Source organism: Pauljensenia sp. OF14-1SRA, from assembly GCF_027694595.1.
Lineage (GTDB): Bacteria > Actinomycetota > Actinomycetes > Actinomycetales > Actinomycetaceae > Pauljensenia > Pauljensenia turicensis_B.
In genome coordinates, this window is sequence record NZ_JAQEVQ010000003.1 from 145,073 (window position 1) to 170,416 (window position 25,344).

General features: G+C 62.4%; 19 protein-coding genes. 2 read left to right on the top strand and 17 right to left on the bottom strand.

What is annotated here, in order from left to right; genetic code table 11:
• Window positions 1-235 precede the first annotated feature (235 nt).
• Complete coding sequence (locus PG731_RS03165; protein WP_270772127.1) at window positions 236-628, bottom strand: Dyp-type peroxidase; 393 nt, start codon at window positions 626-628, stop codon at window positions 236-238.
• Between the two features lie 351 nt (window positions 629-979).
• On the opposite strand from PG731_RS03165, the gene PG731_RS03170 reads away from it, so the two are divergent.
• Window positions 980-2,650 carry a fumarate hydratase gene (locus PG731_RS03170; protein ID WP_270772128.1) on the top strand — a complete coding sequence of 557 codons (1,671 nt, stop codon included), beginning with the start codon at window positions 980-982 and terminating at the stop codon, window positions 2,648-2,650.
• Between the two features lie 495 nt (window positions 2,651-3,145).
• Here the strand turns inward: PG731_RS03170 and PG731_RS03175 are convergent, their stop codons facing one another.
• The 14 genes from PG731_RS03175 to PG731_RS03240 all read right to left on the bottom strand — a co-directional run bounded on the left by PG731_RS03175 (window position 3,146) and on the right by PG731_RS03240 (window position 21,907).
• Entirely contained in the window at window positions 3,146-4,822 is a 1,677-nt protein-coding gene (locus PG731_RS03175) for a phospho-sugar mutase (RefSeq protein WP_270772130.1), read from the bottom strand.
• A gap of 4 nt (window positions 4,823-4,826) precedes the next feature.
• Complete coding sequence (deoC, locus tag PG731_RS03180; protein ID WP_195224831.1) at window positions 4,827-5,480, bottom strand: deoxyribose-phosphate aldolase; 654 nt, start codon at window positions 5,478-5,480, stop codon at window positions 4,827-4,829.
• Window positions 5,481-5,493: 13 nt separating this feature from the next.
• Window positions 5,494-6,201, bottom strand: a complete 708-nt coding sequence (gene deoD / locus PG731_RS03185) for a purine-nucleoside phosphorylase (protein ID WP_101627596.1) — start codon at window positions 6,199-6,201, stop codon at window positions 5,494-5,496.
• Window positions 6,202-6,335: 134 nt separating this feature from the next.
• Window positions 6,336-7,283 carry a sugar-binding transcriptional regulator gene (locus PG731_RS03190; protein ID WP_270772132.1) on the bottom strand — a complete coding sequence of 316 codons (948 nt, stop codon included), beginning with the start codon at window positions 7,281-7,283 and terminating at the stop codon, window positions 6,336-6,338.
• A gap of 112 nt (window positions 7,284-7,395) precedes the next feature.
• Window positions 7,396-8,679, bottom strand: a complete 1,284-nt coding sequence (locus PG731_RS03195; protein ID WP_195224833.1) for a thymidine phosphorylase — start codon at window positions 8,677-8,679, stop codon at window positions 7,396-7,398.
• A gap of 96 nt (window positions 8,680-8,775) precedes the next feature.
• Window positions 8,776-9,207 (bottom strand): cytidine deaminase, encoded by a 432-nt coding sequence (locus tag PG731_RS03200; RefSeq protein ID WP_270772135.1) that lies wholly within the window; start codon window positions 9,205-9,207, stop codon window positions 8,776-8,778.
• A 10-nt stretch (window positions 9,208-9,217) separates the two neighbouring features.
• Complete coding sequence (locus PG731_RS03205) at window positions 9,218-10,504, bottom strand: ABC transporter permease (protein WP_195224835.1); 1,287 nt, start codon at window positions 10,502-10,504, stop codon at window positions 9,218-9,220.
• A complete protein-coding gene (locus PG731_RS03210) occupies window positions 10,501-11,733 on the bottom strand; it encodes an ABC transporter permease (protein ID WP_270772137.1) in 1,233 nt (410 codons plus the stop codon). Before PG731_RS03210 ends, PG731_RS03205 begins: the two co-directional genes overlap by 4 nt.
• Window positions 11,730-13,277 carry an ABC transporter ATP-binding protein gene (locus PG731_RS03215; RefSeq protein ID WP_270772138.1) on the bottom strand — a complete coding sequence of 516 codons (1,548 nt, stop codon included), beginning with the start codon at window positions 13,275-13,277 and terminating at the stop codon, window positions 11,730-11,732. The genes PG731_RS03210 and PG731_RS03215 overlap by 4 nt, the downstream gene beginning before the upstream one ends.
• A 96-nt stretch (window positions 13,278-13,373) precedes the next feature.
• Window positions 13,374-14,468, bottom strand: coding sequence for a BMP family lipoprotein (locus tag PG731_RS03220; protein ID WP_195224838.1), 1,095 nt, complete (start codon window positions 14,466-14,468; stop codon window positions 13,374-13,376).
• 167 nt (window positions 14,469-14,635) lie between these two features.
• The gene (locus PG731_RS03225) at window positions 14,636-15,244 is read right to left on the bottom strand and encodes a hypothetical protein (protein ID WP_270772139.1); all 609 of its coding nucleotides are present in this window, start codon (window positions 15,242-15,244) and stop codon (window positions 14,636-14,638) included.
• A 333-nt stretch (window positions 15,245-15,577) separates the two neighbouring features.
• Window positions 15,578-17,956: a bifunctional metallophosphatase/5'-nucleotidase gene (locus tag PG731_RS03230; RefSeq protein ID WP_270772141.1), complete on the bottom strand. Its 2,379-nt coding sequence runs from the start codon at window positions 17,954-17,956 to the stop codon at window positions 15,578-15,580.
• Window positions 17,957-18,021: 65 nt separating this feature from the next.
• Window positions 18,022-20,406 carry an ExeM/NucH family extracellular endonuclease gene (locus tag PG731_RS03235; protein ID WP_270772142.1) on the bottom strand — a complete coding sequence of 795 codons (2,385 nt, stop codon included), beginning with the start codon at window positions 20,404-20,406 and terminating at the stop codon, window positions 18,022-18,024.
• A 376-nt stretch (window positions 20,407-20,782) separates the two neighbouring features.
• Window positions 20,783-21,907, bottom strand: a complete 1,125-nt coding sequence (locus tag PG731_RS03240) for a GuaB3 family IMP dehydrogenase-related protein (protein WP_270772143.1) — start codon at window positions 21,905-21,907, stop codon at window positions 20,783-20,785.
• A 145-nt stretch (window positions 21,908-22,052) separates the two neighbouring features.
• On the opposite strand from PG731_RS03240, the gene PG731_RS03245 reads away from it, so the two are divergent.
• Window positions 22,053-22,790, top strand: a complete 738-nt coding sequence (locus PG731_RS03245) for an exonuclease domain-containing protein (RefSeq protein ID WP_270772145.1) — start codon at window positions 22,053-22,055, stop codon at window positions 22,788-22,790.
• A 195-nt stretch (window positions 22,791-22,985) separates the two neighbouring features.
• On the opposite strand, the gene PG731_RS03250 is transcribed toward PG731_RS03245, so the two are convergent.
• Both PG731_RS03250 and guaB read right to left on the bottom strand, forming a co-directional pair.
• Window positions 22,986-23,675 (bottom strand): transaldolase family protein, encoded by a 690-nt coding sequence (locus PG731_RS03250; protein ID WP_101627607.1) that lies wholly within the window; start codon window positions 23,673-23,675, stop codon window positions 22,986-22,988.
• A 137-nt stretch (window positions 23,676-23,812) separates the two neighbouring features.
• A complete protein-coding gene (guaB, locus tag PG731_RS03255; RefSeq protein ID WP_270772148.1) occupies window positions 23,813-25,339 on the bottom strand; it encodes an IMP dehydrogenase in 1,527 nt (508 codons plus the stop codon).
• Between the last annotated feature and the right edge of the window lie 5 nt (window positions 25,340-25,344).

Sequence of the window (25,344 nt, forward strand, 5' to 3'; positions counted from 1 at the left end):
CAAGGATTCGGGCTCGCTTCAATCAGGTGTCTCCCTGATTTGCTTGTAGGCGCTCGCTGAACAAGCGCGACCGCAAGCTAAGCAAACGGTGAACAAGCGTGGCCCTAAACTAGACAAACGCTGAACAAGCGCGCTGGGCAAATGCTGAACAAGCGCGATCGAGCAAGGTAGCGAAAATAAAGGAGGCGCGGTCTCGTTAAAAACAACACAACCGCGCCACATTGAAACTTTTCGCTCAGGCAAACAGCTTCTCACCCACGTAGGTGTCGCCCTCCTTCACGCCCGGCAACATCAAGTACATGCCGGTCGCAATGTGCTGGAGGTACTCCGTCATCTGGTCGTTCACCATCTTCGACAGGATCGGGATGAAGTTCGTCGAAGGATCACGGGCGAAAGCAATGAAGAACAAACCAGCTTCGAGGCGACCCAGCTTGTCCACCCCTTCAAGGTAGTTGTACCCACGACGCAACATACGACGACCGTTGTTGTTTCCAGGGTGAACCATCGCGACGTGCGACGTCGGATCAATCAGCGGAGTGTCGCCTTCAGCCTTCGCAAAATCTGGCTCCGTGACCCCACCCCACCGCGCTTGTTCACCACCACCTGCTCTTTTACCGCGCTTGTTCACCGCTTCACCCCTCCAATCGGACAGGAAAGGTTAGGCAAACCGTAGAGATATCCGCAAAATACGTAGCCCGTTAAGCTCCACAAATCCGCGCCACATACAAGGAAAGACATTAGGAATGTGGGCGCGGCCTCGTGAATTCATCAGTGCACGTCATCGAATTATTCGCACCAGCTTGCGAAAAACAAAAGGCGAGAAAAACACCAAAAGATCTGACGCTTTCAAACGGGACAACGGTCCCGAATTGGTGAACAAGCGCGCAATAGCGTGAAGACGAACACGGCGTTTTCTGGGCGCAATCCAGCGCACGGAAACTGCCAGATCTACTGACACATTCCCTTCCAAGGAGTCCTAATGACCGAGTTCTTCTACGAAGACATGCTGCCACTGGGTGAAGACACAACCGAGTACCGTCTGCTCACCACCGAAGGCGTCGAAACCGTTGAAGGCCCTGACGGAACACAGTTCCTCAAGGTTGCCCCCAGCGCACTCGAGCTACTGGCGAAAACCGCGTACCACGACATCTCGTATTACCTGCGCACCGCGCACCTCGAACAGCTGGCGAAGATCCTCGAAGACCCGGAAGCATCCGCAAACGACCGCTTCGTCGCACTCGACCTACTGAAGAACGCAAACGTTGCCTCCGCAGGCGTTCTGCCGATGTGTCAGGACACGGGCACGGCCATCATCAAGGGCGAACGTGGCCAGCGCGTCATCACCGAAGGCGTGGACGAGCGCCCCCTCGCGAAGGGCGTCTACGACGCCTACACCGAGCTCAATCTGCGTTACTCGCAGAACGCTCCGATCACCATGTACGAAGAGAAGAACACGGGCTGCAACCTGCCGGCGCAGATCGAACTCTATGCGGACACGCAGGTCGGTCACGAGCTCGACTACCACTTCCTGTTCATGGCTAAGGGTGGCGGTAGCGCGAACAAGTCGTACCTGTACCAGATGACGAAGGCAATCCTTGATCCGGAACACATGATGCAGTTCCTGGAAGAAAAGATTCGCTCCCTCGGCACCGCAGCATGCCCGCCGTACCACTTGGCGATCGTCATCGGTGGCACCTCCGCTGAATACGCGCTCAAGACCGCGAAGTACGCGTCCGCTCACTATCTCGATACGCTACCGACCACCGGTTCGGAACTGGCACACGGCTTCCGCGATGTCGAGATGGAAGAGGAGGTCTTCAAGCTGACCCAGCAGATGGGCATCGGCGCCCAGTTCGGCGGCAAGTACTTCTGCCACGACGTTCGCGTCATTCGTCTCCCTCGCCACGGCGCATCTCTGCCGGTCGCCATCGCGGTATCCTGCTCGGCTGACCGCCAGGCAAAGGCAAAGATCACGCCCGAGGGTGTCTTCTTGGAGCAACTCGACTTCAACCCCGGCCGTTTCCTGCCGGCAACCGACCCGTCTGAGCTGGGCGAAGACACCGGCGCCGTGTCGATCAACCTCGACCGCCCGATGAGCGAAATCCTTGCCGAACTGTCGAAGTACCCGGTGAAGACGCGCCTGTCCTTGAACGGCACGATGATCGTTGCCCGCGATATCGCCCACGCGAAAATCCGCGAGCGCATCGAAAACGGCGAGCCGATGCCGGAATACATGCTCAAGCACCCCGTCTACTACGCGGGCCCGGCGAAGACTCCGGAAGGTATGCCGTCCGGCTCCTTCGGACCGACGACCGCAGGCCGCATGGACTCATACGTGGATCAGTTCCAGGCGCTCGGCGGATCGATGATTATGGTCGCAAAGGGCAACCGCTCCAAGCAGGTCACCGACGCCTGCCAGAAGCACGGCGGTTTCTACCTCGGCTCGATCGGTGGTCCGGCTGCTGAACTGGCCGCAAACTGCATCAAGAAGGTCGAACTTCTTGAATACCCGGAGCTCGGCATGGAAGCCGTGTGGAAGATCGAAATCGAAGACTTCCCGGCCTTCATCATCGTCGACGACAAGGGCAATGACTTTTTCGCAGGCACGCAGGAGGTCACGCTGACGATCGGCAAGCGTCCCGGGTTGTGAGCCTTTCACTGCCGGGGCTCTAGGTCTTCGGCCGTGAGGGCGTTGCGTGGCTCTGCGAACGTCGCTCGCAGAGCCACGTTCTTCGCGCCGTGGAAGACCCTCGAACTTCGGCGTCTCGGCCCTTCACGTCCTCGGCAAACCGACGGCTCAGCCCCTCGGCGTCTCGGCCCCCACCCCGGGCAGGCCAGCGTCTCATGCCTCGTCCTCTCAGGGCTTCCCCATCCTCTCACTGCTCCCTCGTCCTCTCACTGCGCCTCGGACGCACGTTCTTTTGTCTCTCTTCCCCGCCGCGTCTCACTCACGAGGGGCGGAGCGCCCTTCTGAAGAGGAAACGGCGCCCGGTTCAGCGTGAGCACATGCTGAACCGGGCGCCGGGGCCTCCCCGCATCGCCTCGACGCCAAAAGGTGATGCTTTCGGCGTGGAAAAAGGGTGTCTGCAACAGAGGACCGTGAGCCCGACCGTGCCCATCACAGGCCGGGCCCACGGTGGGACTTTCAGATGCCGATCGCGGCTCCGAACTCGGCCTTGATCGTCTCCAGACGTTCGCGCGCCTGCGACCAGGGAACCGGAGCGCCATCCTCAACGGGGAGGATAACCTCGAGGTAGCACTTGAGCTTCGGCTCGGTGCCGGACGGACGGGCAATGACGCGGTCGTTCGCCTCAGTGGTGACCATGATCGCGTTCGTGCCCGGCAGACCGTCCCACCCCTGGGACATGTCGACGACGGAGACGACCGGCGAGCCCGCGAGCTGCTCCGGCGGGTTCTCACGCAGACGATCCATGCCCTCGGCGATGAGACCGAGGTTCTCGACGCGGAAGGTGAGTGGCATCGTCACGTAGCAGCCATAGGCGCGGGCCATGCGCTCGAGCTCGTCTTGGCCGGTGCGGCCCTGCGCCTTGAGGTCGGCGAACAGAGAGGCGGCGACGACCGAGGTCGAAATGCCGTCCTTGTCGCGCGCGTGCTCGGGATCGGGGCAGAAGCCGATGGCCTCCTCGTAGCCGAAGACAATGCCCGGGGTGCGGGCGATCCACTTGAATCCCGTGAGGGTATGGCGGTAGTCGAGGCCGTGCGCCACGGCGATCCGCTCGAGCTGGCGGCTCGACACGATCGAGTTGGCGAAGACCCCGCCCTTCGGAGCCCGCCCGGCCAGGAACTCGCCGAGGATCGAACCGGTCTCGTCGCCGGTGAGCTGACGCCATCCGCTCGCCGAGGCCTCATCCGGGATGGCGAGGGCACAACGATCGGCGTCGGGATCAACGGCAATGATGAGGTCCGAGCCGTGCTCGCGCGCATGCGCCATCGCCAGATCGAGGGCGCCGGGCTCCTCCGGGTTCGGGAAGGAGACGGTCGGGAAGTCGGGATCGGGCTCCGCCTGCTCGACGACGAGCGACACCTGGGTGAAGCCCGCCTCCTTGAGAACGCGCTCGGTGAGTGCTCCGCCGACGCCGTGCATCGCAGTCAGGGTGATCTTGAGGTCTCCCCGATGCTCGCCAGTGGCTAGAGCCGCTGCGGCTGCGACGTAGTCGTCGCGCGGATCGACCTGCTCAATGCGCTCCTCATCCTGGGGAACCTCGTCAGCCGGGGCGGCTGCCGCGATGGCAGCGGCGATGCCCGCGTCATGCGGGGGCACGATCTGGGCGCCCTGACCGGCGTCGGTGACGACGCTTCCGCCGAGGTAGACCTTGTAGCCATTGTCCTTAGCGGGGTTATGCGAAGCGGTGATCATGATGCCCGCGTCGGCGTCAAGGGCGCGCACCGCAAAGGAGGTGAGCGGGGTCGGGTGCGAGACGGGGAGGGCCAGGGCCCGACAGCCCGCCGCCGACACGACGCGCGCGGCCGCACGGGCGAAATCGACGGAGCCGTGCCGGGCGTCGCAACCGATGACGACGCGAGGTTCGCGCTCGGTTTGCGTCTTGAGGTAGGCGGCGAGGCCCGCGGTCGCACGGATAACGACGGCGAGGTTCATCCGGGATTCACCCGGGCCGATCTCGCCACGCAGACCCGCGGTGCCGAACTCGAGGGGCCCGTTCATCGCGGCCCGCAGTTCGGCCAGGGCACCCTCGTCACCCGCCGAAGCAGCCTCGACGGAGGCGAGGAGCGCCGAAGAGGTCTGACCGTCCGGATCATGAGTGGCCCATTCGCGAGCCGTCGCAAGAAGCTGATCGTTCATCGTCTCACTCCTCAATGCCCTCAAGGATCGCGACCGTCGCCGATACGCCGAGGCGCGAGGCTCCGGCCTCAATCATGGCGAGCGCGGTCGCGGCATCGCGGATTCCGCCCGAGGCCTTGACGCCGAGGCGGTCGCCGACCGTTTCGCGCATGAGCTTAACGGCGTGCACCGAGGCGCCACCGGCAGGGTGGAAGCCGGTGGAGGTCTTCACAAAGTCGGCCCCCGCGTTCTCGGAGGCGCGGCAGGCCATGACGATCTCCTCATCGGTCAGGGCCGCGGACTCAATGATGACCTTGAGGACGCGCGGAGCGGGAACGGCGTCGCGCACGGCGCGAATCTCTGCTTCGAGCTCGGCCTCACGGCCTTCTTTCACGAGGGCGATGTTGATGACCATATCAACTTCGTCGGCGCCGTCCTCAACGGCGCGAGCGGCCTCGGCGGCCTTGATCTCAGGCTTGACTGCGCCCGATGGGAAGCCTGCGACGCAAGCAACCATGAGACCTTCAGGGGTCTCGAGGGGCAGCATGGAGGGTGAGACACACACCGAGTAGGTGCCGAGCTCGGCGCCCTGGGCGACGAGGGCCGCGACATCGGCGACGGTCGCTTCGGGCTTGAGGAGGGTGTGGTCGATCATCTGGGCGACTTCGGTCTTCTTCATGGTGGTGCCTTCCTCAGATCTGCGCCAGGGGCAGCGCGAGTTCCATCATCTGGGTGAACGCGGTCTCGCGTTCCTTTGCGGTTGTGGCTTCGCCCGTGACGAGCGAGTCCGAGACGGTGAACATGCCGAGTGCTTCGACGCCGGCGTGTGCGGCGGTGGCGTACAGGCCCGCGGATTCCATTTCGACGGCGAGGATCCCCATCCTCTGCCAGCGTTCGTTAAAGGTCTCATCGGCGTTGTAGAAGGTGTCCGAGGACAAAATGTTGCCGACGTGGGTGGTGACGCCGTTCTCCTCGGCGCGACGGCGCACGGCCTCAATCAGGCGGAAGGAGGCGATCGGCGCGTAGGTGCCCGGCAGGTCGTACTGGTCCATGAACGCCGAGTTGGAGCAGGCGGCCTGTCCGATGACGACATCGTAGAGGTTGACGCCGGGCTGCATCGCGCCGCAGGAGCCGATGCGGATGAGCTTCTTACATCCGAAGACGTGGATGAGCTCCCAGGAGTAAAGGGAGATCGAGGGGATGCCCATGCCCGAGCCCATGACGGAGACCGGGGTGCCCTGGTAGGTGCCGGTGAATCCGAGCATGTTGCGCACGGAGTTGAACTGGACCGCGTCCTCGAGGTAGGTCTCGGCAATGAACTTCGCGCGGAGTGGGTCGCCGGGCAGCAGGATCGTCTCAGCGATCGGAGCCTGGGGGTCAATATGTGGCGTTGCCTTCATTTTTTCTCCTTCGTGGACCCGCGACGGCGAAACCATTCGCCGGGCGTCCTTGCGCCGGGGTCCGATCAGACTAATCAGAGGTATTCCAAAGAGTCAAGCTTTACTTTTACATTTGTTCGCGACGAGGGCGGGGCTCAAGCGCGAGCGGATTCGGCGAGAAGCACCCTCGCGAGATCCTGATCGACCACGACATGCGTCGCCAAGCCCATCCGCAGAGCCGTCGCAAAAGCCACAGCCTTCTTCGGACCGCCCGCGACGAGCACGCGGATCGGACGCGAGGCAAGATCCTTCAAGGAAATGCCTACAGTCCTCTCATCAATTCCCGGCACCGCGATCTCGCCCTCGGCGGTGAAGAAGCGCGAACACGCATCCCCCACCGCCTTCGCGAGCAACTCAGTAGCCTCGGATCCCTTGAGGCGAGAATGGCTGATCGCAAGGCTCTCGGCGGCGACGTCCCCGACCGTGAAGACTACGAGGTCCGTCTGTCTGCCCGCCTCGAGGATCGCCGCGATATATGGGTCCGAGCGCACGATCTCCAAGGTGCGGACATCCTCGAAGATCACCGGCAGGGGCAAGTAGCGCGGAATCGCATTAAAGGCCTCGCAGAAGGCCCTCATGACCTCGAAATCATCGGTCACCTCCGAGGAATGCGAGATCCCGCCCTTGAGCTGTACGATCTCGACATCGCGCCTCAGCGTGTGGCGCAAACGCGACGCGATTGCGTTCATCGTCCGCCCCCAGGAGACACCGACACTCATGCCGTCCTTGACGAGGGACTCGACAAGGCCCGCACCGACGCGCCCGAGATCGTCGAGGATCTCGCGCTCGGATGCACCGGAACCATGGACGACCCGCGCTTCGACCAAGCCGAATTGCTCAGCGAGCTGCTCGCCCAACACCGACGAGGTCTCTCGAGGATCGTGGATCTCCACGGTGACGAACCCGGCCTCTTTCCCACGTAGCAGGAGCTTGGCGACGGTCGGACGTGAAATGCCCATCTTGGCCGCGACTTCGGCCTGGCTCAGGCCACGCTCGAAATAGAGCCGGACGGCGTCAATCACCTGTTCGTCCCTCTTATCCACTCCTCCTCCTTCCGTGTCGTGATCCGCGCCCCGGTGCGCACGGTCGCGGGCATCCGCACGATCGCGGACATCCGCAGGGCTACGTGCGAGCGCGCGTCGGCCGCACCGCGCCCTACTGGACCTCTCCGAGGATCACCGAACGGGCCTCGGGGACGGCCGACCCGATCACGACGCCGCCCTCGAGAGATTCCAGAGCACGGGCGATGCGCCATTCGTCATCGGTGTGGAGGGTGAGCAGGGGCTGGCCCTTCTTCACGGTCGCACCGGGCTTCGCATGGATCTCGATGCCCGCGCCCGCCTGAACCGGATCTTCCTTCACGGCGCGTCCGGCGCCCAGGCGCCAAGAGGCGACGCCCACGGCCAGCGCGTCGAGCGTCTCGAGGACACCGTCAGACTCCGCGTAGACGACGTGCTTCTCCGCAGAGGTCGGCAGCTCCGCATCGGGATCACCACCTTGAGCACGGATCATCTCGCGCCAGCGATCCATCGCGCGACCGTCCTTGAGGGCCGCCTCGACATCGACATCGGACTTGCCCGACATCTCAAGCATCTTGCGTGCGAGCGCGCAGGTGAGCTCGACGACATCCGCGGGGCCACCACCGGCGAGAACCTCGACGGACTCCTCCACCTCGAGGGCGTTGCCGATCTTGAGGCCGAGCGGGGTCGACATGTCGGTGAGGTAGGCGAAGGTCTTCACTCCAGCATCGGTACCGAGGTCGACCATCGTCCGGGCGAGTTCACGCGCCTGCTCGAGATCCTTCATGAAGGCCCCCGAGCCGACCTTGACGTCAAGGACGAGCGAACCCGTGCCTTCAGCGATCTTCTTCGACATGATCGAGGACGCAATGAGCGGGATACAATCGACGGTCGAAGTGATGTCGCGTAGTGCGTAGAGCTTCTTGTCGGCGGGTGCCAGACCCGCTCCGGCGGCGCAGATCACCGCGCCACAGCCCTCGCCGAGCTCGCGGTAGATCTCCTCATTCGTCATGGCGGCCCGCCAGCCCGGGATCGACTCGAGCTTGTCCAGGGTTCCGCCCGTGTGCCCGAGGCCACGACCCGACAGCTGCGGGACGGCCACGTCGAACACGGCGACGAGGGGCGCGAGTGGCAAGGTGATCTTGTCCCCCACTCCCCCGGTCGAGTGCTTGTCAGCGGTCGGGCGCACGATGCGACCAAAGTCCATGCGCTCTCCGGAAGCGATCATGGCCTTCGTCCAGCGCGCGATCTCCTCGCGGTTCATCCCGCGTAGGAAGACCGCCATCGCGAGGGCGGCCATCTGCTCGTCCTTGACGGCGCCACGGGTGTAGGCGTCGATCGTCCAGTCGATCTGCTCGCCGCTGAGAACGCCTCCGTCCCGCTTGGTACGGATAACATCGACGACGTCGAAAACTTCCATCTTCTCTTTCCTTCCTGCGGGCGCTGTCGGGAGCGCCCGAAGCTGTACGAGGGACGAGGGCGGTCGGCTCCGGAGACGCCGGAGCCAACCGAGCCCTCAATCCTTGCGCGGGGTGGAGGTGGCGACCTCATCAAGGTCGCTGGGGCCAAATGCCTGGGGGAGAACTTCGCTCATCGGCATGACGCCGGTCGGCATGAGGACGAGGCAAGTCGGACCGCCATGCTCGAAGATCACCTGTCGGCAACGTCCGCAGGGGACCACCGATTCGGAGTTCCCATTCACGCAGGCGACTGCGAGGAGGCGACCCGCACCCGTGCGGATGAGCTCGGAGACCATTGAGGTCTCCGCGCAGTGCCCGCACCCGTAGGCGGCGTTCTCGACGTTCGAGCCGACGACGATGCTCCCGTCCTCGGCGAGGCCCGCCGCACCCACGGGGTATCCGGAGTAGGGGCAGTAGGCTCGCTTCATCGCCTCAATCGCCGCGACGCGCAGGCGATCCCAGATCACCTCATCGACAGTGTCCACCATGATCTGTCCTTCACTTCACGTAGGGGATGTTCTCAGCCGCGGGGGCCTTCGACTTCCCGACGAACCCGGCGACCGCGATGATCGTCACGACGTAGGGGATCATCGACACGAGGTCGGAGGGGATCGCGGGTGCCACGTTCGGCAGCATCCTCGCGACGGCCTGGGCGAAGCCGAACATGACGGCCGCTGACATGGCTCCGATCGGATGCCACTTGCCGAGGATCATCGCCGCGAGGGCGATGTAGCCATTGCCCGCGGAGATATTGTCCGTGAAGGCCAGGCCGGAGCCGATCGTGAAGAACGCGCCACCGAGGCCCGCGAAAGCCGAGGCGAGGATCGTGTTACGCGAACGCGTACGGTTGACGTTGATGCCGACGGTGTCGGCGGCCTTCGGGTGCTCACCGCAGGCGCGCAGGCGCAGACCCCAGCGCGAGCGGTAGAGGAAGACCGCGAGGAAGACGACGGTCGCGTACATGAGGTACACGAGCACCGTCTGGTTGAACAACATCGGGCCGATGATCGGGATCTCCGCGAGGAAGGGGATCTTCAACGAAGGCAGGGAGAACCTGTTCGTGTTGAGAGTCTCGGGCGAGACCTTCATGAGCGTTCCGTAGAAGAAGGTGGTCAGACCCAGGGCGAGCACGTTGAGCACAACACCGACGATGATCTGATCCACTCCGTAGCGGACGGAGAACAGAGCGAGCAGGCTGCCGAGGAGCGCCCCTGCGAGGGGGGCCGCGACAAGACCCGCGTAGGGGGTCTGGAAGAAGGAGGCCGCCATGACGCCCGCGAATGCGCCGACGAGCAGGTCACCCTCAATCGCGATGTTGACGACGCCAACGTGCTCGGACACGACGCCCGAGAGGGCGCCGAAGATGAGCGGCGTCGAGATCGCCACCGTCGACACGAGGGTCGAGGTAAGGGTGACGACGCCCGCCGAGCCCGAGCCCGCGTACACGAGGAACGCGAGAATCGTGCCGATACCGGCAAGGGCCATCCCGAGGATGTCGAGCCAGCGCGGATTCTTGACCCGCATCGAAGTCGTGACGATCGACCAAACGGCGACGAGCGCGACGAGGGCGAGTAGCACCCAGAGGATGCCCGCGCCACCAAGGACGATATCGGGGATCTCGAAAGCCTGCGCCTTGTCGGTGAGGCGGATCGTGACCTCGCCCTTCGCCGTGAAGGAAAAGAAGGCGAGCAGGAGCGTCGCGAGGGTGTAGACGATCGGCAGTTTCCAGGAGCGCTTCACCTGGACGTCGTCCATGACGTCGGCCTGAGTTCGGGTGGTGGTCATCGCGATTCTCCTTCCGCATCGGTGGCCGTGGCGTCGACGGCGGTCTCGGCCACCTTCGAGGTCGCCGGGGTGACGAGGGCGGGAGCCTCATCGTCGATGCCAAGGGTGGCGAGCTCGGCGCGCAGCGACTTCTCGGACTCCTTGGGCAGGCGGAAGAGCCAGCGCACGAGAGCGGGGGCAGCGATGAGCAGAACGATGACCGACTGGAGGATGAGGATCATGTCGATCGGAACGCCCTTAGGCTGCATGGTGTAACCACCGGCCTTGAACGCGCCGAAGAGAAGACCGGCGAACATGGTTCCAAGGGGCTTGTTGCGTCCGAGCAGGGCGACGGTGATCGCATCGAAGCCGAGCGATCCCGCGACATCACGCGAGACATACCCGACGGTTCCGAGGGCTTCGTTCGCGCCGACAAGACCCATGAAGGCACCGGAAATCATCATCGTAATCGTGGTGATCTTCTCGACGGAGATGCCAGCGGTGCGGGCGGCCGCGGGGTTGGCACCGACGGCGCGCACCTGGAAGCCGAGGGTCGAGCGATCCAAGATCCACCAGAACACGACGACAGCCAGGAAGGCGACGATGATGCCCGCGTGGAGCTTGAAGGGCGAGGGAAGGATCGGGAGGAAGGCCGCCGTGTCGGCGACATCGGGGGTCTGCGGCTGGTTCGAGCCGGGAACCTGCCAGGACTTCTGCGCGAGCACGTAGCCGAGGGTGAGAGCCGCGATTGAGTTGAGCATGATCGTGACGATAACCTCATTGGCTCCGGTGCGGGCCTTGAGCAAGCCCGCGATCCCCGCATACAGCGCTCCCGCGACGACCGCGACGAGGAGGGCGACGACGGTGTGCAGGACCGGTGGCAGGTGGAGGTTGAAGCCGACCCAGACGGCAGCGAGCGCGCCGAAGATGACCTGGCCTTTGCCGCCGATGTTGAACAGTCCCGCGCGGAAGCCGAAGGCGAGGCCGAGGCCACCGATAATGAGCGGGGTCGCGTAGAGCAGGGTGTTCGTGATCGGCTTGATCTGTCGGACGAAGCTATTGGCCTCCGGGTCGAAAATAGCGCCGCGGAACATCGCGTAGTAGGCGTCGGTCACCGAGGCGCCAGCCATGACGATGAGGATCGCGCCGACCGCGAAGGCGATGAGGACTGCGAGGATCGAGACGAACCATTTCGATCCGAGGATGTGCCGGGCGACGAGGCCGCCCTTGGATTGAGGTTTCTTCGTCATCGTGCCTCCTCCTGGGTGGAATCGGACTGGGAGGCGAGGGCCTCTTCAAGGGGCACGCCCGCCATCATGAGGCCGAGGACCTCACGCGGGGTATCGGGGGCGACGACGCCCATGATCCGCCCGCGGTACATGACCGCGATGCGATCAGCGAGCGCCACGACCTCGTCAAGCTCGGAGGAGATGAGCAGAACGGGCGTCCCCTGGTCGCGCACGGAGACGATCTGCTTGTGGATGAACTCAATGGAGCCGACGTCGACGCCACGGGTCGGTTGGTTCGCGACGAGGAGGTTGAGATCCTTCGAGAGCTCACGGGCAACGACGACCTTCTGCTGGTTGCCACCGGAGAGGGAGGAGATCGGGTCCTCGATGGAGGTCAGACGGATGTCGTACTCCGCTTCGAGAGCCTTCGCATTCTTCTCGATGACGCCGAGCCTAAGAGCCGGGCCGGCCGCGAAGGGCGCCTTGTCGAACTGATCAAGGATGAGGTTCTCCGAGATGGAGAAGCCGGCGATGATGCCGTCGGTGGAGCGGTCCTCGGGGATAAAGCCGATGCCCGCATCGAGCGACTTGCGTGGCCCGGCGTGGGTGATGTCGACACCTTCGAGAGTGATCGAGCCCGAGTCGGGGTTGACGAGGCCGAGGATGGCCTCGGCAAGCTCGGTCTGGCCGTTGCCCTGAACGCCGGCGACGGCGACGACCTCGCCCCGTTCGACGTCGAGACTGACGTGATCGAGGATTGTGTTGCCGGCGGAGCCCAGGAGCGAAACCTTGTCGAAGCTTAGACCTCCGCCTGCCGGCTTGGCCTCTTCCTTCTCGACTTTGAGCATGATCGCACGACCGACCATCTTGTTGGCGAGTTCGTTCTCGGACTCGTCGGGCGAGGCGGTGCCGACGACGGCGCCACGGCGGATGACGGTGATGTCGTCGGAGACGGCGCGAACCTCGCGGAGCTTGTGGGTGATGAAGACGATGGAGGTTCCCGAGTCGGCGAGCTGGCGCATGATGGCCATGAGCTCGTCGGTCTCCTGCGGGGTGAGGACGGCGGTCGGCTCGTCGAGGATGAGGACCTTCGCCTCGCGGGAGAGGGCTTTGACGATCTCCACGCGCTGCTGGGCTCCGACGGGGAGGTCTTCGATCTTCGCGTCAGGGTCGAGGTCGAATCCGAAGCGGGCGGAGACCTCATTCACGAGGGCGCGAGCCTTCGCCAGATCGATGAGCCCGGCCTTGCCGACCGGCTCATCGCCGAGGGCGATCGATTCGGCAACGGTGAAGACGGGGATAAGCATGAAGTGCTGGTGCACCATGCCGATCCCGGCGGCGACCGCGTCGCCGGGCCCCTTGAAGACGACGGGCGCCCCGTCGATGAGGATCTGCCCCTCGTCGGGCTGGTGGAGTCCGTAGAGGACGTTCATGAGCGTCGATTTTCCGGCGCCGTTCTCTCCGAGGAGGGCGTGAATCCGTCCTTCCTCGATGGTGAGGTCAATGTGGTCGTTCGCGACCAGGGGCCCGAAGCGCTTCGTAATCCCCCTGAGTTCCAGTTTCACTGAGAACCTGCCTTTGGCTCTTCTTCGAGTGTCGGTAAGCGGGTTTTTGAGACGACGAGGGCGTGGCGGGGTGCCCCGCCACGCCCTCGAGGCCGATTACTTCGGGGAGTTCTCCGACTCGACCTTGAGCTCGCCACTCTTGATCTGGTCGGTGAGCTTCACGATGTCATCCTTGAGCTCCTGGGAGACCTTGGAGTCGAAGTCGTGGAAGGGAGCGATGGAGACGCCACCGTTCTCAAGGGTGCCGACGTAGGGGTCGGAGGTGAACTTGCCCTCAACGGAGTCGGTGATCGCCTGCTCGACGGAGGCGCCGATCTCCTTCATCACCGAGGTAAGGATGATCGAGGAGTAGTCGGGGCTGGTGAGGAACCAGTCGGAGTCGACGCCGATGATGTAGGTCGAGCCGTGCTCCTTGGCAGCTGCGGCAGCGCCGAGGCCGACCGGGCCGGCGACCGGCATGATGATGTCGGCGCCCTGGTCGATGAACTGCTGAGCCTGCTGCTTGCCGAGAGCCTGGTCGTCGAAGGACTGGGTGAAGGAGCCGTTCTGAGCGGCCTTGTCCCAGCCGAGGAGCTGGACGTTCGTGCCCTTCGCCTTGTTGTAGGCGGCGACGCCGTCGGCGAAGCCGTCCATGAAGATGGTGACCGAGGGGATCTGGATGCCACCGAAGGTGGCGACCTTGCCGGTCTGGGTCATGCCTGCGGCCACGTAGCCGGCGAGGTAGGCGGCCTCAGCGGTGTTGAAGAGGAGCGGACGGCCGTTCTCGAGGACAACGGTGTTGAAGTCCGCGTCCGAGAAGGAGGAGTCGACGAGGGCGTAGTGGAGATCCGCATTCTGATCGGCGGAGGCGTGGAGAGCCTTTTCAATCTTAAAGCCGACGCCGATGATGAGGTTGCAGCCGTCGTCGACCATGGCCTCGACGTTCGGGACGAAGTCCGCGTCGGAGGAGGATTCGGCGGTGTTGACCGAGATGCCGAGCTTCTCCTTGGCGGCGGTCAGGCCGTTGTAGGCGGATTCGTTGAAGGACTTATCGTCCCAGCCACCAGCGTCGGAAACGGCGCAGGCCTTGAAAGAGGAGCCTTCGCTGGCGGTGGCGCCAGATTCGGCGGCGGGCTTGGCGCCGGACGTGCAGCCGGCTAGGGCGAGCGCGGCGACTCCCGCGACTGCCAGGTACTTCGAGAAGGTGTTCATGGGTTTCCTCCAGTTGGGCTGTTCGGCGATGAACAGCGCTGTTGCTTGAGCCTTCTTCGGCTCTGTCCTTGCGGAGCGTCGACATCCCGTATGGAACATTAGTAAAACTCCGAATTGACGTGTGACAAAATTATCGAGAGTGGAACGGGACCTGTCAAGTCCCCTGGTCAATCGTGCAGACTAAAGAGGAGATCATCGCCCTCGGCGATGAACCCCATCCGCTCGAAATAGGCCGGATCGCTCGTTGCGCTACGCGCAAGGCGCAGCGCGGCGGGCACGGCCCGACGAACGCCCTCGTCGGAATAGAGGGCGCGCCCGGGAGTGAGATCACGGTGACGGTCGGTGACGTAGTCGAGCAGAACCCGACCCTCGTCGCCGTTGTTCACGTGGACGAACACTCCCGCGATCTCATCCGCGCACATCATGAGATGAGCGCCGGCGGTGCTGAGATCCGAATGGGAGAAGCCCGGGAAGGCCTCCTCGATGCCCGCGGCGTGAACCTCGAGGAAATCGCGGACGAGGGGAGAATCCGCCTCGGCCGGCACGAAACGGTATTCACGCCCCCCGCTGCGCAGACGGTAGAGCCAATAGGCGTCGATGATTGCGATGACAGCGTTCATCGCCGCGTAGGGCCAGATCCCGAAGACGACGTTGTACACGGTCGCGATGAGCGATCCGGCGAGATTGAGCGTTCTGAAACGCCTGATCGAAGGGACGATGAGCGAGATGACGACGAGCGCCGAGCCGGTCCAACCGATGATTTCCCACCAGGGCATGCATTCTTCCTTAGTTTTCGAGGACAACGAGGCCGGAACCGAGGATCGGATGAGGGGGTGAGGCCACCCCCTCATCCGGCGCTCGTCGTCGAACACTGACATCCTGCGATGTCGGGGGTTGACAACTGTAGCAAGGACGGGAGGTCACGACTGCCACCGTTATCTTTTCGCAACATGAATTGCCCGACACGGGGCACCCATCCTCTCAGGCGTGAGCGTTCGCACGCGTCGACAGTCGCGACTTTCGTCCCGGTTCGAACCGCCTCTCGGCGGAACGCGGGCAGGGTCAGCCCCGGAACGCGGCGGGTGAGAACCGCGTCCGGGGCCGGGGGATCAGCGTCGCTTCGTCGTGAGAGCGACGGCGCCCGCACCGAGGAAGAGTCCCGCGAGCACGAGGCCAGATCCGCCATCGAAGCCGGTTCGCGCGAGACCGCTCTTCCCCGTCTTCCCCGACGAGGTTCCGGTAGTGGACGCAGACGACGCAGCGCCTCCGTCGCCCGAAGGAATCGAGCCGGGCCCAGCGCAAGCGACGTTAACGCTCAGACCGGCGGAGGCCTCGACGACGCGGCCGAAGTCGGTATCGATCGTCACAGGCGTCGATACGACCTCACCAGCCGCCTTCCCCTCACATGCCCCGACAGCGGTGACCGAGACGGTCGCCCGTCCGGCTCCGTCGGTTGTGATCACCGAGGATTCGTCAGAGGCGTGGTCCTCGACGAGGGAGTTGTCGACAGTGGCCGCAGCAACCTCACCGCCCGCCGCGACTCGAACGCCCGTGGTCTTTGACGGCCCCTCCGAGAAGGAGAGCCCCCTCAGGCCGACGGTGAATGAGGCACCGTCCTTGACGGGGTCCTTGGGCAGCGTGACGCCAATCGCGGACTTGAGCGATCGGGGCGTAGCTCCCGAATGAGCGGTAAGGAACTCATTGAACTTGTCGCGGTCGAGGTTTCCGCTGTTAACGAACGGCCCGCCCTTGGTCAGCGCGTCGAAGGAATCGCCTCCGGCGAGCAGGAAGGTGACGGACCCGACGGTGTAGGTCTTCGCCTCGTCCAGTGGCTGACCGTCAACGGTAACCGAGGTGATGCGTTCGCCGAAGGGACGCTCCGGGTCGTACGTGTACCGAACATTCTCGGAGAGCCCGAGCTTGAGCAGCGGGCGGGAATTCTGGGAGTTGAGATTGGTCTTCCACTGCTGTTCGAGGGCGAGCTTGAAGTCAGCGCCGGTAATGGACACATATCCGAGCTCGTTCGAGAAGGGCATGACCGCGTACGACTGGGCGTAGGTGATGGTGCCGTCATCATTTGGGACGAGGTCCTCACGCAGACCACCCGCGTTGATGATACCGATATCGACGGGACGCCCCTCCTTCGTCGTGATCGTCTCGCGCATCGCGTCGGCTACGAAGTCCCCGAGGCTCGACTCGATACCACGGTTGGATCCAGGATCGGTCTGTCCGCCCGGGGTCGTGAAGACGCCCCGTCGGAACGCCTCCGTATAACCGGTACCGACGACCCGCTTGCCAGCTTCCTTCGAATCCGCGACCGCCTTGTCCACGATGGCCTTGGTCTCGGGAGCCTCGCCGCACTCGGCGACCTTCGCCGCAGGCACGAGCTGGGTGTCCGCCTTGACGACGGCTCCTGCTGTCATGTCGTACGAGATGCGGATGAGTCCAAGATTGTCGGTGTACGAGCCCGACGCAACGCCAGCGAGCAGCGGGTTCTTCGAGTCAAGCTTCTCGGCTGAGTCAACCTTGTCGAACTCGTAGGGCACGTGGGTATCCCCGCCCATGATGCCATCGACATTTTTCCCGACCAGCGGATAGTTGTTCTTCACATCATCGTCGAGCATGGCGATGACCACCTGGGCCTCGCCGGACTGCTTGATCTGCGCGGCCAGTTCGTCGATCCTGGCGATCGGGTCGTCAAAGACGAGCCCCGCGGTCGTTCCCGGACTCAACTTGTAGGGGACATCCTGGGCGATGGCGCCGATGAAGGCGACTTTGACGCCCGAGGGCGAGGCCCACACCTTGTAGTCACCGAGGTAGGGCTTTGAAATCCCCCCGTCTTCCCACGAGCCCATTCCCCGGACATTGGCTCCGAGGTAGGGGAAGCTCGCCTGCACAAACTCTGCGGTATTCGAGCCGTCGACGCGTTGCTTGAAGACGGCCTGCCCCATGTCGAGCTCGTGATTACCGATCGTCGAAGCGAGCGGATCGAGGGTGTTGAGCGCGGCGATCGTCGGATTGTCCTTGAGAGACCCGGACGTGTAGGGCGAGGCGCCGATGTTGTCACCGAGGAGCGTGAACGACGAATTCGGGTTTTTGGTACGAGCGGACTTGAGGTAGCAGTTCATCGCTGCAAGCCCGGCCTCTTTTACGGTGCCCTTCTTCGTTACCTGCTCGATGTGCCCGTGGACGTCGGTGAGTGTGTAGAGGTCGAGTTCGACGACTCCCCCGCCGTTCACGGGCGCCGACCCCGGTACCCCGGTCGCCGGGGTCGAATCGGGAGCCGACGGGGCATTCGCGCCCTCGGCGTCGGAGTCGGCGAGGGTTGTCGCGACCCCCGATTGGGCTCCGGTAACGCCTGCGGCAACACCGGATTGAGGTTCATCCGAGGCTCCGTCCGTTGTTGGCACAGCAAGAGCCGCGACGGGCGACAGAGCCAGGAGGAAGGCGGCGCTACCACCGATGAGCATTGTTCTGTGTTTATTCATGGTGTTCCTTCGTTTATTCGCCCGCCACATCGCGGGCGCTTGCGCGGCGTTGACCTCAGGTCTGGTCAGCGTCGCTTCCTCGACGCCGCCATACCGGCGACGCCTACCGCCCCGAGGACGAGTCCTGCGACGGTGATGAGCGCGAAGCCGTCATTGACGCCCGTACGCGCGAGCCCCCTTGAGGCGGACGGCGAAGTCCGAACGGGGGGCGTCTGCCCAGGTGTGCCCTGAGGCTGAGGCTGGGGTTGAGGGTTCGGGGAGGGCTCGACGTCGCGGACGAGGTCGAGGCCGATAATCTCCGGATTGTGATCGGACGAGCGATAGGGGTTCGTAGTCTCCGTCGCGAGGAACATGTTCGCGTTGGAACGCGAGTACTCAAAGGCGACGGACTCCTGGGCATTGATCGCCCACGAGGCAACACCGACGACAAGCGGATGAGCCACAGCATTCGAGAAGACGTGGTCGAGCGCCCCTGAACGTCCGGAGTAGACATAGGACGGGTGCGCGCTACCGGATTCTCGGTTCCAGCCCGCGGCCTCAAGGACCGCGAGGGGGTCCTCCTTCGCGTAAGAGTTGAAGTCGCCGACGAGGAGAGTCGGCTTGCCCGAGAAGCTCTCGGCAAAAGCTGCGAGTGCCTTCGCCTGGGCAACACGGACGGCGTTGGCGTTCCCCTGGCCGTCTCCGCTGTCGGTGTTGCCCTCCTCCATTCCCTTGGGCACGGAGCCCTTCGACTTGAAGTGGTTGGCGATAACGACGACGCTACGGCCAACCTGGGTCTCGGTGACCACGGGGGTGAATTCTTGTGCGAGCGGCTGTCGGGCAAGACCGGTGAACGCCGGGTCGTCGAGGATCGTCGACTCGCCGACAGGCTCGACGGTCGAGGGCCGGTAAATGAATGCGACGCGGATGACGTCCTCGTTCGCGGGGACGTTCGTCGGGCTTGGGACGTAGGCCCAGGTGCCTGCTCCGGCCTTCGCGTTCAGTGCCTCGACGAGGTTCTTCAAGGCAGCGTCACGATCTTTAGAGGCGCCAACTACGGCAGAATTCTCGATCTCCTCGAGGGCAACGACGTCAGCGTTGATCTCGGTGATCGCGGCGACGATCTTCGATTGTTGCATCGCAAAAGCCTTGGACGAGTAGGCGCCTCGCACCGAGCACTTCTTCGCCGTGACGAAATTCCCCTCGCGGTCGGGGTAGCCGGAGCAACCCGCTTCGTTCTCGCCGAGGTCGGAGAAGTAGTTGAGAACGTTGAAGGTGGCGACGCGAATGTCCCCACCGACGACGGGCATGGTCGGGCGCTCGCCACTGATCGTGACGGGCGAGCGGTCGGGGTGGGCGGCGACCATGCGGGTGGGCTGGAGGACGAATGCCTCGTGGCGCGAATCGAGGATCACGGGCGCGTCGAAGGCGAGCGTGTAGCCGACGCGTGCGGGCGCACCATTCGCGAGGTAGGCGTAAGGAACCTTGGTCGCGGCTCCGCGGCCGAGGTTGGCGTTCGTGCCGTCGTCGAGGGCGATAGCGCGCGCGGCGTTCTCGGCCTCGTAGGCGCGGGCTTGGTCGCCAGGGGCGACAACGTCAGTGGCGGCACGCAGAGGCTCAGTTCCCGGAGTGAGGGAGAGGGTGCCGTACTGACCAGTCGAGTAGTTGTCGGTGATCGTCCACGTTCCCTGCGGGGCGATGAGCATCGATTCGAGCGCTTCCATCTGCGCTCCGGTCGGTACGGAGTCGAGGGGGGTCGGGGCGACGGGCTCGCAGCCCTCGACGGCGGAGACGGTGGAGACGGAGATCTGGGTGAGGCTCTGCGTGGAAGCGGGGGTCTTGGGACCGGTCGCGGGGTATTCGGAGACCTTGCCAGCCACCTGGACGCAGCTTCCGATTGCCGGGACGTCAATCGCCTTCGTGCCGACGTAGGCGAAGACGGCGTCGGAGGCCGTGCGCGCTGGGTCCCATGTGCCGCCAGTTCCAGGAGTCTGGATGACGAAGCCACTAAGGCTCGAGGCGAGTCCGTCCTCGCCATGGGGGTAGGAGGCGGTGACGACGCCACGGGTGATCACCTCCACTCCCACGAGGGCGGAGTCGTCGCCCTCGCCGATCGTCTGGATATCCGGGATCGGTGTGAGCGCCGTGGCGGAGCGGGGAGCGCGACGCAGGACCGGAGGCTTGGGCGACGAGGACTGGGCCTCCGACTGGGCCTCAGCCGAATGTGCGGGGGCCACGGACTCAGGGGACGGGACGGAGGCCCCCCCATCGGCGGATTCGCCGCCGGATTGACTGGCCTCGACAGCCTCATCGACGCCCGGGGAGAGTGCCCCGGACTGAGAAGCGCCCTCGCCGAGCGCGTCTGCGGACGTTCCTGCCGCGCCGGGGGCGGCCTGGGCGACGAGCGGAGTCGTCGCAAGGATGAGGGCGGCGACCCCTCCGATAAGGCCGTGCAGTGCTGTTCCTCGCACTTCGGAATCCCCTTCTGTAGCCCTTGCGCATCCTTGCCAAGGGAGCGGAATCGAAACGGGCATCAACTTTGACATCCCGTAAATCCCAAGATTAACAAATGGACACCTATTCGTAAACGAAAATTATTTATTTACTTTTTAAAGACCCCTATTACTCACCCGAGTATGCGAATACAGAGCATTCAAGTCAGGGGGCGAAGCACACATGATTACCCTGGGGGCTCTCACCCTAGTAAGGGCCACTTTGCTCCGCCAAACACGCTGAAGCCCCCACCACGCACTCGCCCTGCAACGGCTAAGCGGAGACGAGGGCGCCCACGCGGCAAGGAACCACGACCGGACGCGCCTAGGCGATCCCAAGATGAAGGTTGAGAACTCAGCTTGGCTGATAGGGCGAGACCACCACATCCACCTTCTGCAAGTCTTTGACTTCCGAATAGCCGGTTGATGCCATGGTTCTCTTCAGGGCGCCAACAAAGTTCAGGGAACCGTCTGCACGCGTCGAAGGACCGTAGAGAATCTGTTGCAGGCTTCCGGATGTGCCTACGTGAACACGCTGACCGCGAGGCATGTCTGGGTGCGTGGCCTCGGAACCCCAATGCCAACCGCGCCCGGGCGCTTCTTCCGCGCGAGCTAGGGCAGCACCCAGCATGACTGCATCCGCACCACAGGCGATGGCGCGCGACAAATCACCAGAACGCCCAATGCCACCGTCAGCAATGACGTGAACGTAGCGTCCGCCGGATTCATCCATGTAATCGCGACGCGCAGCGGCCACATCGGCGATTGCTGTTGCCATCGGGGCGTGCACGCCGAGCGATTGACGGGTCGAGTGCGCCGCTCCCCCGCCAAATCCGACAAGAACACCGGCAGCACCCGTGCGCATCAGATGCAACGCTGCCGTATTCGTGCAGACTCCACCAACAATGACGGGGACGTCGAGTTCATAGATGAACCGCTTAAGGTTGAGGGGCTCAGATCGGCTGGAAACATGTTCTGCAGAGACTGTTGAGCCTCGGATGACGAAAAGGTCCACGCCCGCATCGACGACTGCTCGCCAGTACTTTTGGGTACGCTGAGGCGACAACTTACCCGCAACAACTACGCCGGCTTGCCGAAGTTGAGCGAGGCGAGCAGTGATGAGCGACGGCTTAATTGGCTCCGAATAGATCTGTTGGAGTCGCGCAATAGACTCGTCTTCTCCAAGATGGGAGATTTCTTCGAGAAGCGGCTCCGGATCTTCATAGCGCGTCCATAGACCGTCCAGATCTAGAACACCCAACCCGCCGAGTTTTCCGAATGCGATTGCCGTTTCGGGACTCATGACCGAGTCCATGGGGGCAGCCATGATCGGAATATCGACGTGATAGGCGTCGATTTGCCAGCCGACGTTCACATCTTCGGGATCACGAGTGCGTCTTGAGGGAACCAGGGCAATATCGTCCAGACTGTACGCGCGTCGCGCACGCTTTCCACGACCAATTTCAACTTCGTTGCTCACGACTTGATACTAACCACTTTAGGGCGCTGACATGCGCTTTTGTTGATGATTGCAGCGTGGGTGCGATGAGGTAGTCGACGAGGCCGGCTTCGCCGACCTGATGATTGCCATTTCGTTTCTCCATGGTTTAGGCGACACTGGTTCCATGAATGAAAACACTTCTTGGATAGATCAGCCTTGGCTTGGTTTCGACACAGAGACAACCGGCACGAATCCTCTTTCGGATCGCCTTGTCACGGCTGCGCTTGTTTTGCGACGCGGGGGTATCAACCCGTCTGGCCCTGACGAAGTTGTCACATGGCTAGCTAATCCCGGGGTAGAGATCCCTGAAAGTGCCAGCGCTGTTCACGGGATTTCCAACGAAAAAGCTCAGACCCGGGGACGGGATATTTCCGAGGTTTTAAACGAGGTCGCTGATTCTTTGGTTGCGCACTGGCAACGCGGTTTCCCTGTTGTTGTCTTCAATGCGGCGTTCGATATTACGTTGATGAATGCCGAGCTCACTCGCCATGGTCTGCAAACTTTGGAAGAACGCCTTGGTGGCCCTGTTGGACTCATTCTTGATCCGATCGTCCTTGATCGTCACTTCGATAAGTACCGGAGGGGAAAGCGAACCCTGACCACCATGGCACCGCACTACGGTGTGGATCCAGATCCGAATGCTCACACGGCAGAAGTTGACGTTTCGATGACGTTAGACGTGTTGGCGAAAATTGTCCAGGCGTTTGGTGCTCCGCTCACTCAGAGCAGCGCTCATGCGTTGATGGCATTGCAGGCCAGCGCTTTTAAAGAATGGGCTACGGGGCTTGAAACCTACTTTGCACGTCAGGGTAAGCCCCAGCAGATTGATTCCCAGTGGCCACAAAGGGCTCTGAATAGCTAAAGGAATCAGTATCCCCATCATTGAACAGGTCGGTTAATTCAAGAGGTCGATGACCCAATAGAACGCCGTTGTTACTATCGGGTCACCAGTCTTCAGCGCACTGTCACTTCCATGTGCGGGGCGCGACTTCGTCCCATAGGCGGGACTGATTGGACGCGTGGTGGTCAGCGCTAAGCACTGACCACCACTGTGACGTCACTTGGTATCGATCAGATCTTTCCATGTGCGTTTCTCACCGACCAGAAGGCTGAAGTGCTTGTTCTGTTCAGCGATCGCCGCATCGGTTGCGGGATTCTTAATCAGTGCCGCAAGAACCTCGGGGGCAGCAGTGATAGCACCAACGCCCTGGCGGACCAGTTCAAGAACCTGTTCAGAGTTCTTGAAGGACGCGGCCAAAACATCAGCTTCCATTCCATACGACTTCAGCGTGCGGTGGATTTCGCTGGCAACGCGAACACCATCAATGCCGTAGTTATCCATGCGGTTCACGTAGGGAGCAACATAGCGGGCGCCAGCCTTTGCCGCCATGAATCCCTGCATCGAAGAGTGAATGCCTGTTGCCGTTACCTGCATGCCTTCTGCAACAATACGAGGAATTGCCGCGAAGCCGTCGCGAGTTACAGGAAGCTTCACAAATAGGTTGCCACCAATTTCTTCACGCAGAGCACGCGCTTCGGCAACCATATCGTCGGCGCGTTCTGACACGATCTGAACATGCAACTGCGACCCATAGGGCAGTAAATTTTGGATCTGATGCAGAACGTCCAAAGGCTCTTTGCCTTCGCGATACAAGATGGTCGGGTTAGTCGTAACACCGTCAATCGGAAGGTAGGACAGTGTCTGTTCAATTGCTTCGACGTTTGCGTAATCGATCAGGATGAGCATGTGCGCGATTCCCTTTTCAACAGTGTGAAAATGTGTTCCGACAGGTTCAGATTAGTGCCCATTTTGGAATAAGAATAGGACCCCCGTCGCATACGTGAAACCGTCTGCGACGAGGGTCAATACCTGTCAAACGTTTATCAGCGAGAAGATCCTGACGAATGGTAGTTCGGAGCTTCGCTGGTCATCTGCACATCGTGCGGATGAGATTCGCGCAGACCTGCAGATGTGATTCGAACAAAGCGGCCATTCTTCTTGATCTCCTCGATCGACGAAGCACCCAGATAGAACATCGTCTGATGCAGGCCACCAACAAGCTGGTAAATCACCGAGGCAAGTGAACCAGTGAACGGAACCTGCCCTTCAATACCTTCTGGAACGATCTTGTCATCACTGGTGACATCGGCCTGGAAGTAGCGGTCCTTCGAGTAGGACTTGCGACCGCGCGAACTCATTGCGCCCAGCGATCCCATACCACGGTAACGCTTGTACTGCTTACCGTTCGTGAAGACAACCTCACCCGGGGACTCTTCACAGCCGGCCAGAAGCGAGCCGAGCATGACCGTATCAGCACCAGCCACAAGAGCCTTACCGATATCGCCCGAGTACTGCAGGCCACCATCAGCGATCAGCGGAACACCGGCGGGCTTACACGCTTTGGCAGCCAAGTAAATTGCAGTAATCTGAGGGACACCGACGCCAGCAACGACACGGGTGGTGCAAATTGAGCCCGGGCCGACACCAACCTTCACCGCATCGACACCGGCATCAATCAGCGCTTGAGCGCCCTCAGTGGTTGCGACGTTGCCACCGATGATCTGAACGCCAGCGAACAACGGATCCGCCTTAATACGGCGAATCATATCCAGCGCAAGCTGGGCGCCACCGTTAGCCGTATCAACAACAAGAACGTCAACACCTGCTTCAGCGAGCGCGGTTGCACGTTCCCACGTATCACCCCAATAACCAACAGCAGCGCCGACAACCAGACGACCACGGTCGTCCTTCGTCGCGTTCGGATACTGTTCGGTCTTCACGAAGTCCTTGACCGTAATCAAGCCGGTCAACGTATTGTTTTCGTCAATAATTGGAAGCTTCTCCACTCGATGCTCAGCCAGCAGAGCCTTCGCATCTTCACGAGAAATACCAACCTGACCCACAACAAGATCCTCGCGCGGGGTCATGCAATCGCGAACCTTCAGCGTTGCCCACTGGGATTCAGGGACAAAACGTAGGTCACGGTTCGTGATGATGCCAACAAGACCATTTTCTTCGTCAACAACAGGAAGACCAGACACGCGATAGTGACCGCAGAGCTCATCGAGCTGTTCGATGGTCGCATCGGGACCAACAGTCACAGGATCTTCAACCATTCCAGATTCGGAGCGCTTCACCTGACGAACATGCTGCGCTTGTTCTTCAATCGAAAGATTGCGGTGAAGGATGCCAATACCACCCTGACGAGCCATGGCAATCGCCATACGAGCTTCAGTCACAGTATCCATTGCTGCAGAAAGCAACGGAACACGCAGGGTAATTTTCTTCGTCAGCCGCGACGTAGTGTCAACAGTGGATGGAACGACGTCAGTCAGCTCTGGGAGCAGAAGAACGTCATCGTAAGTAAGGCCAGTCAGTGAGAACGGATCATGCTCTAAAAAGTCTCCCATGAGCC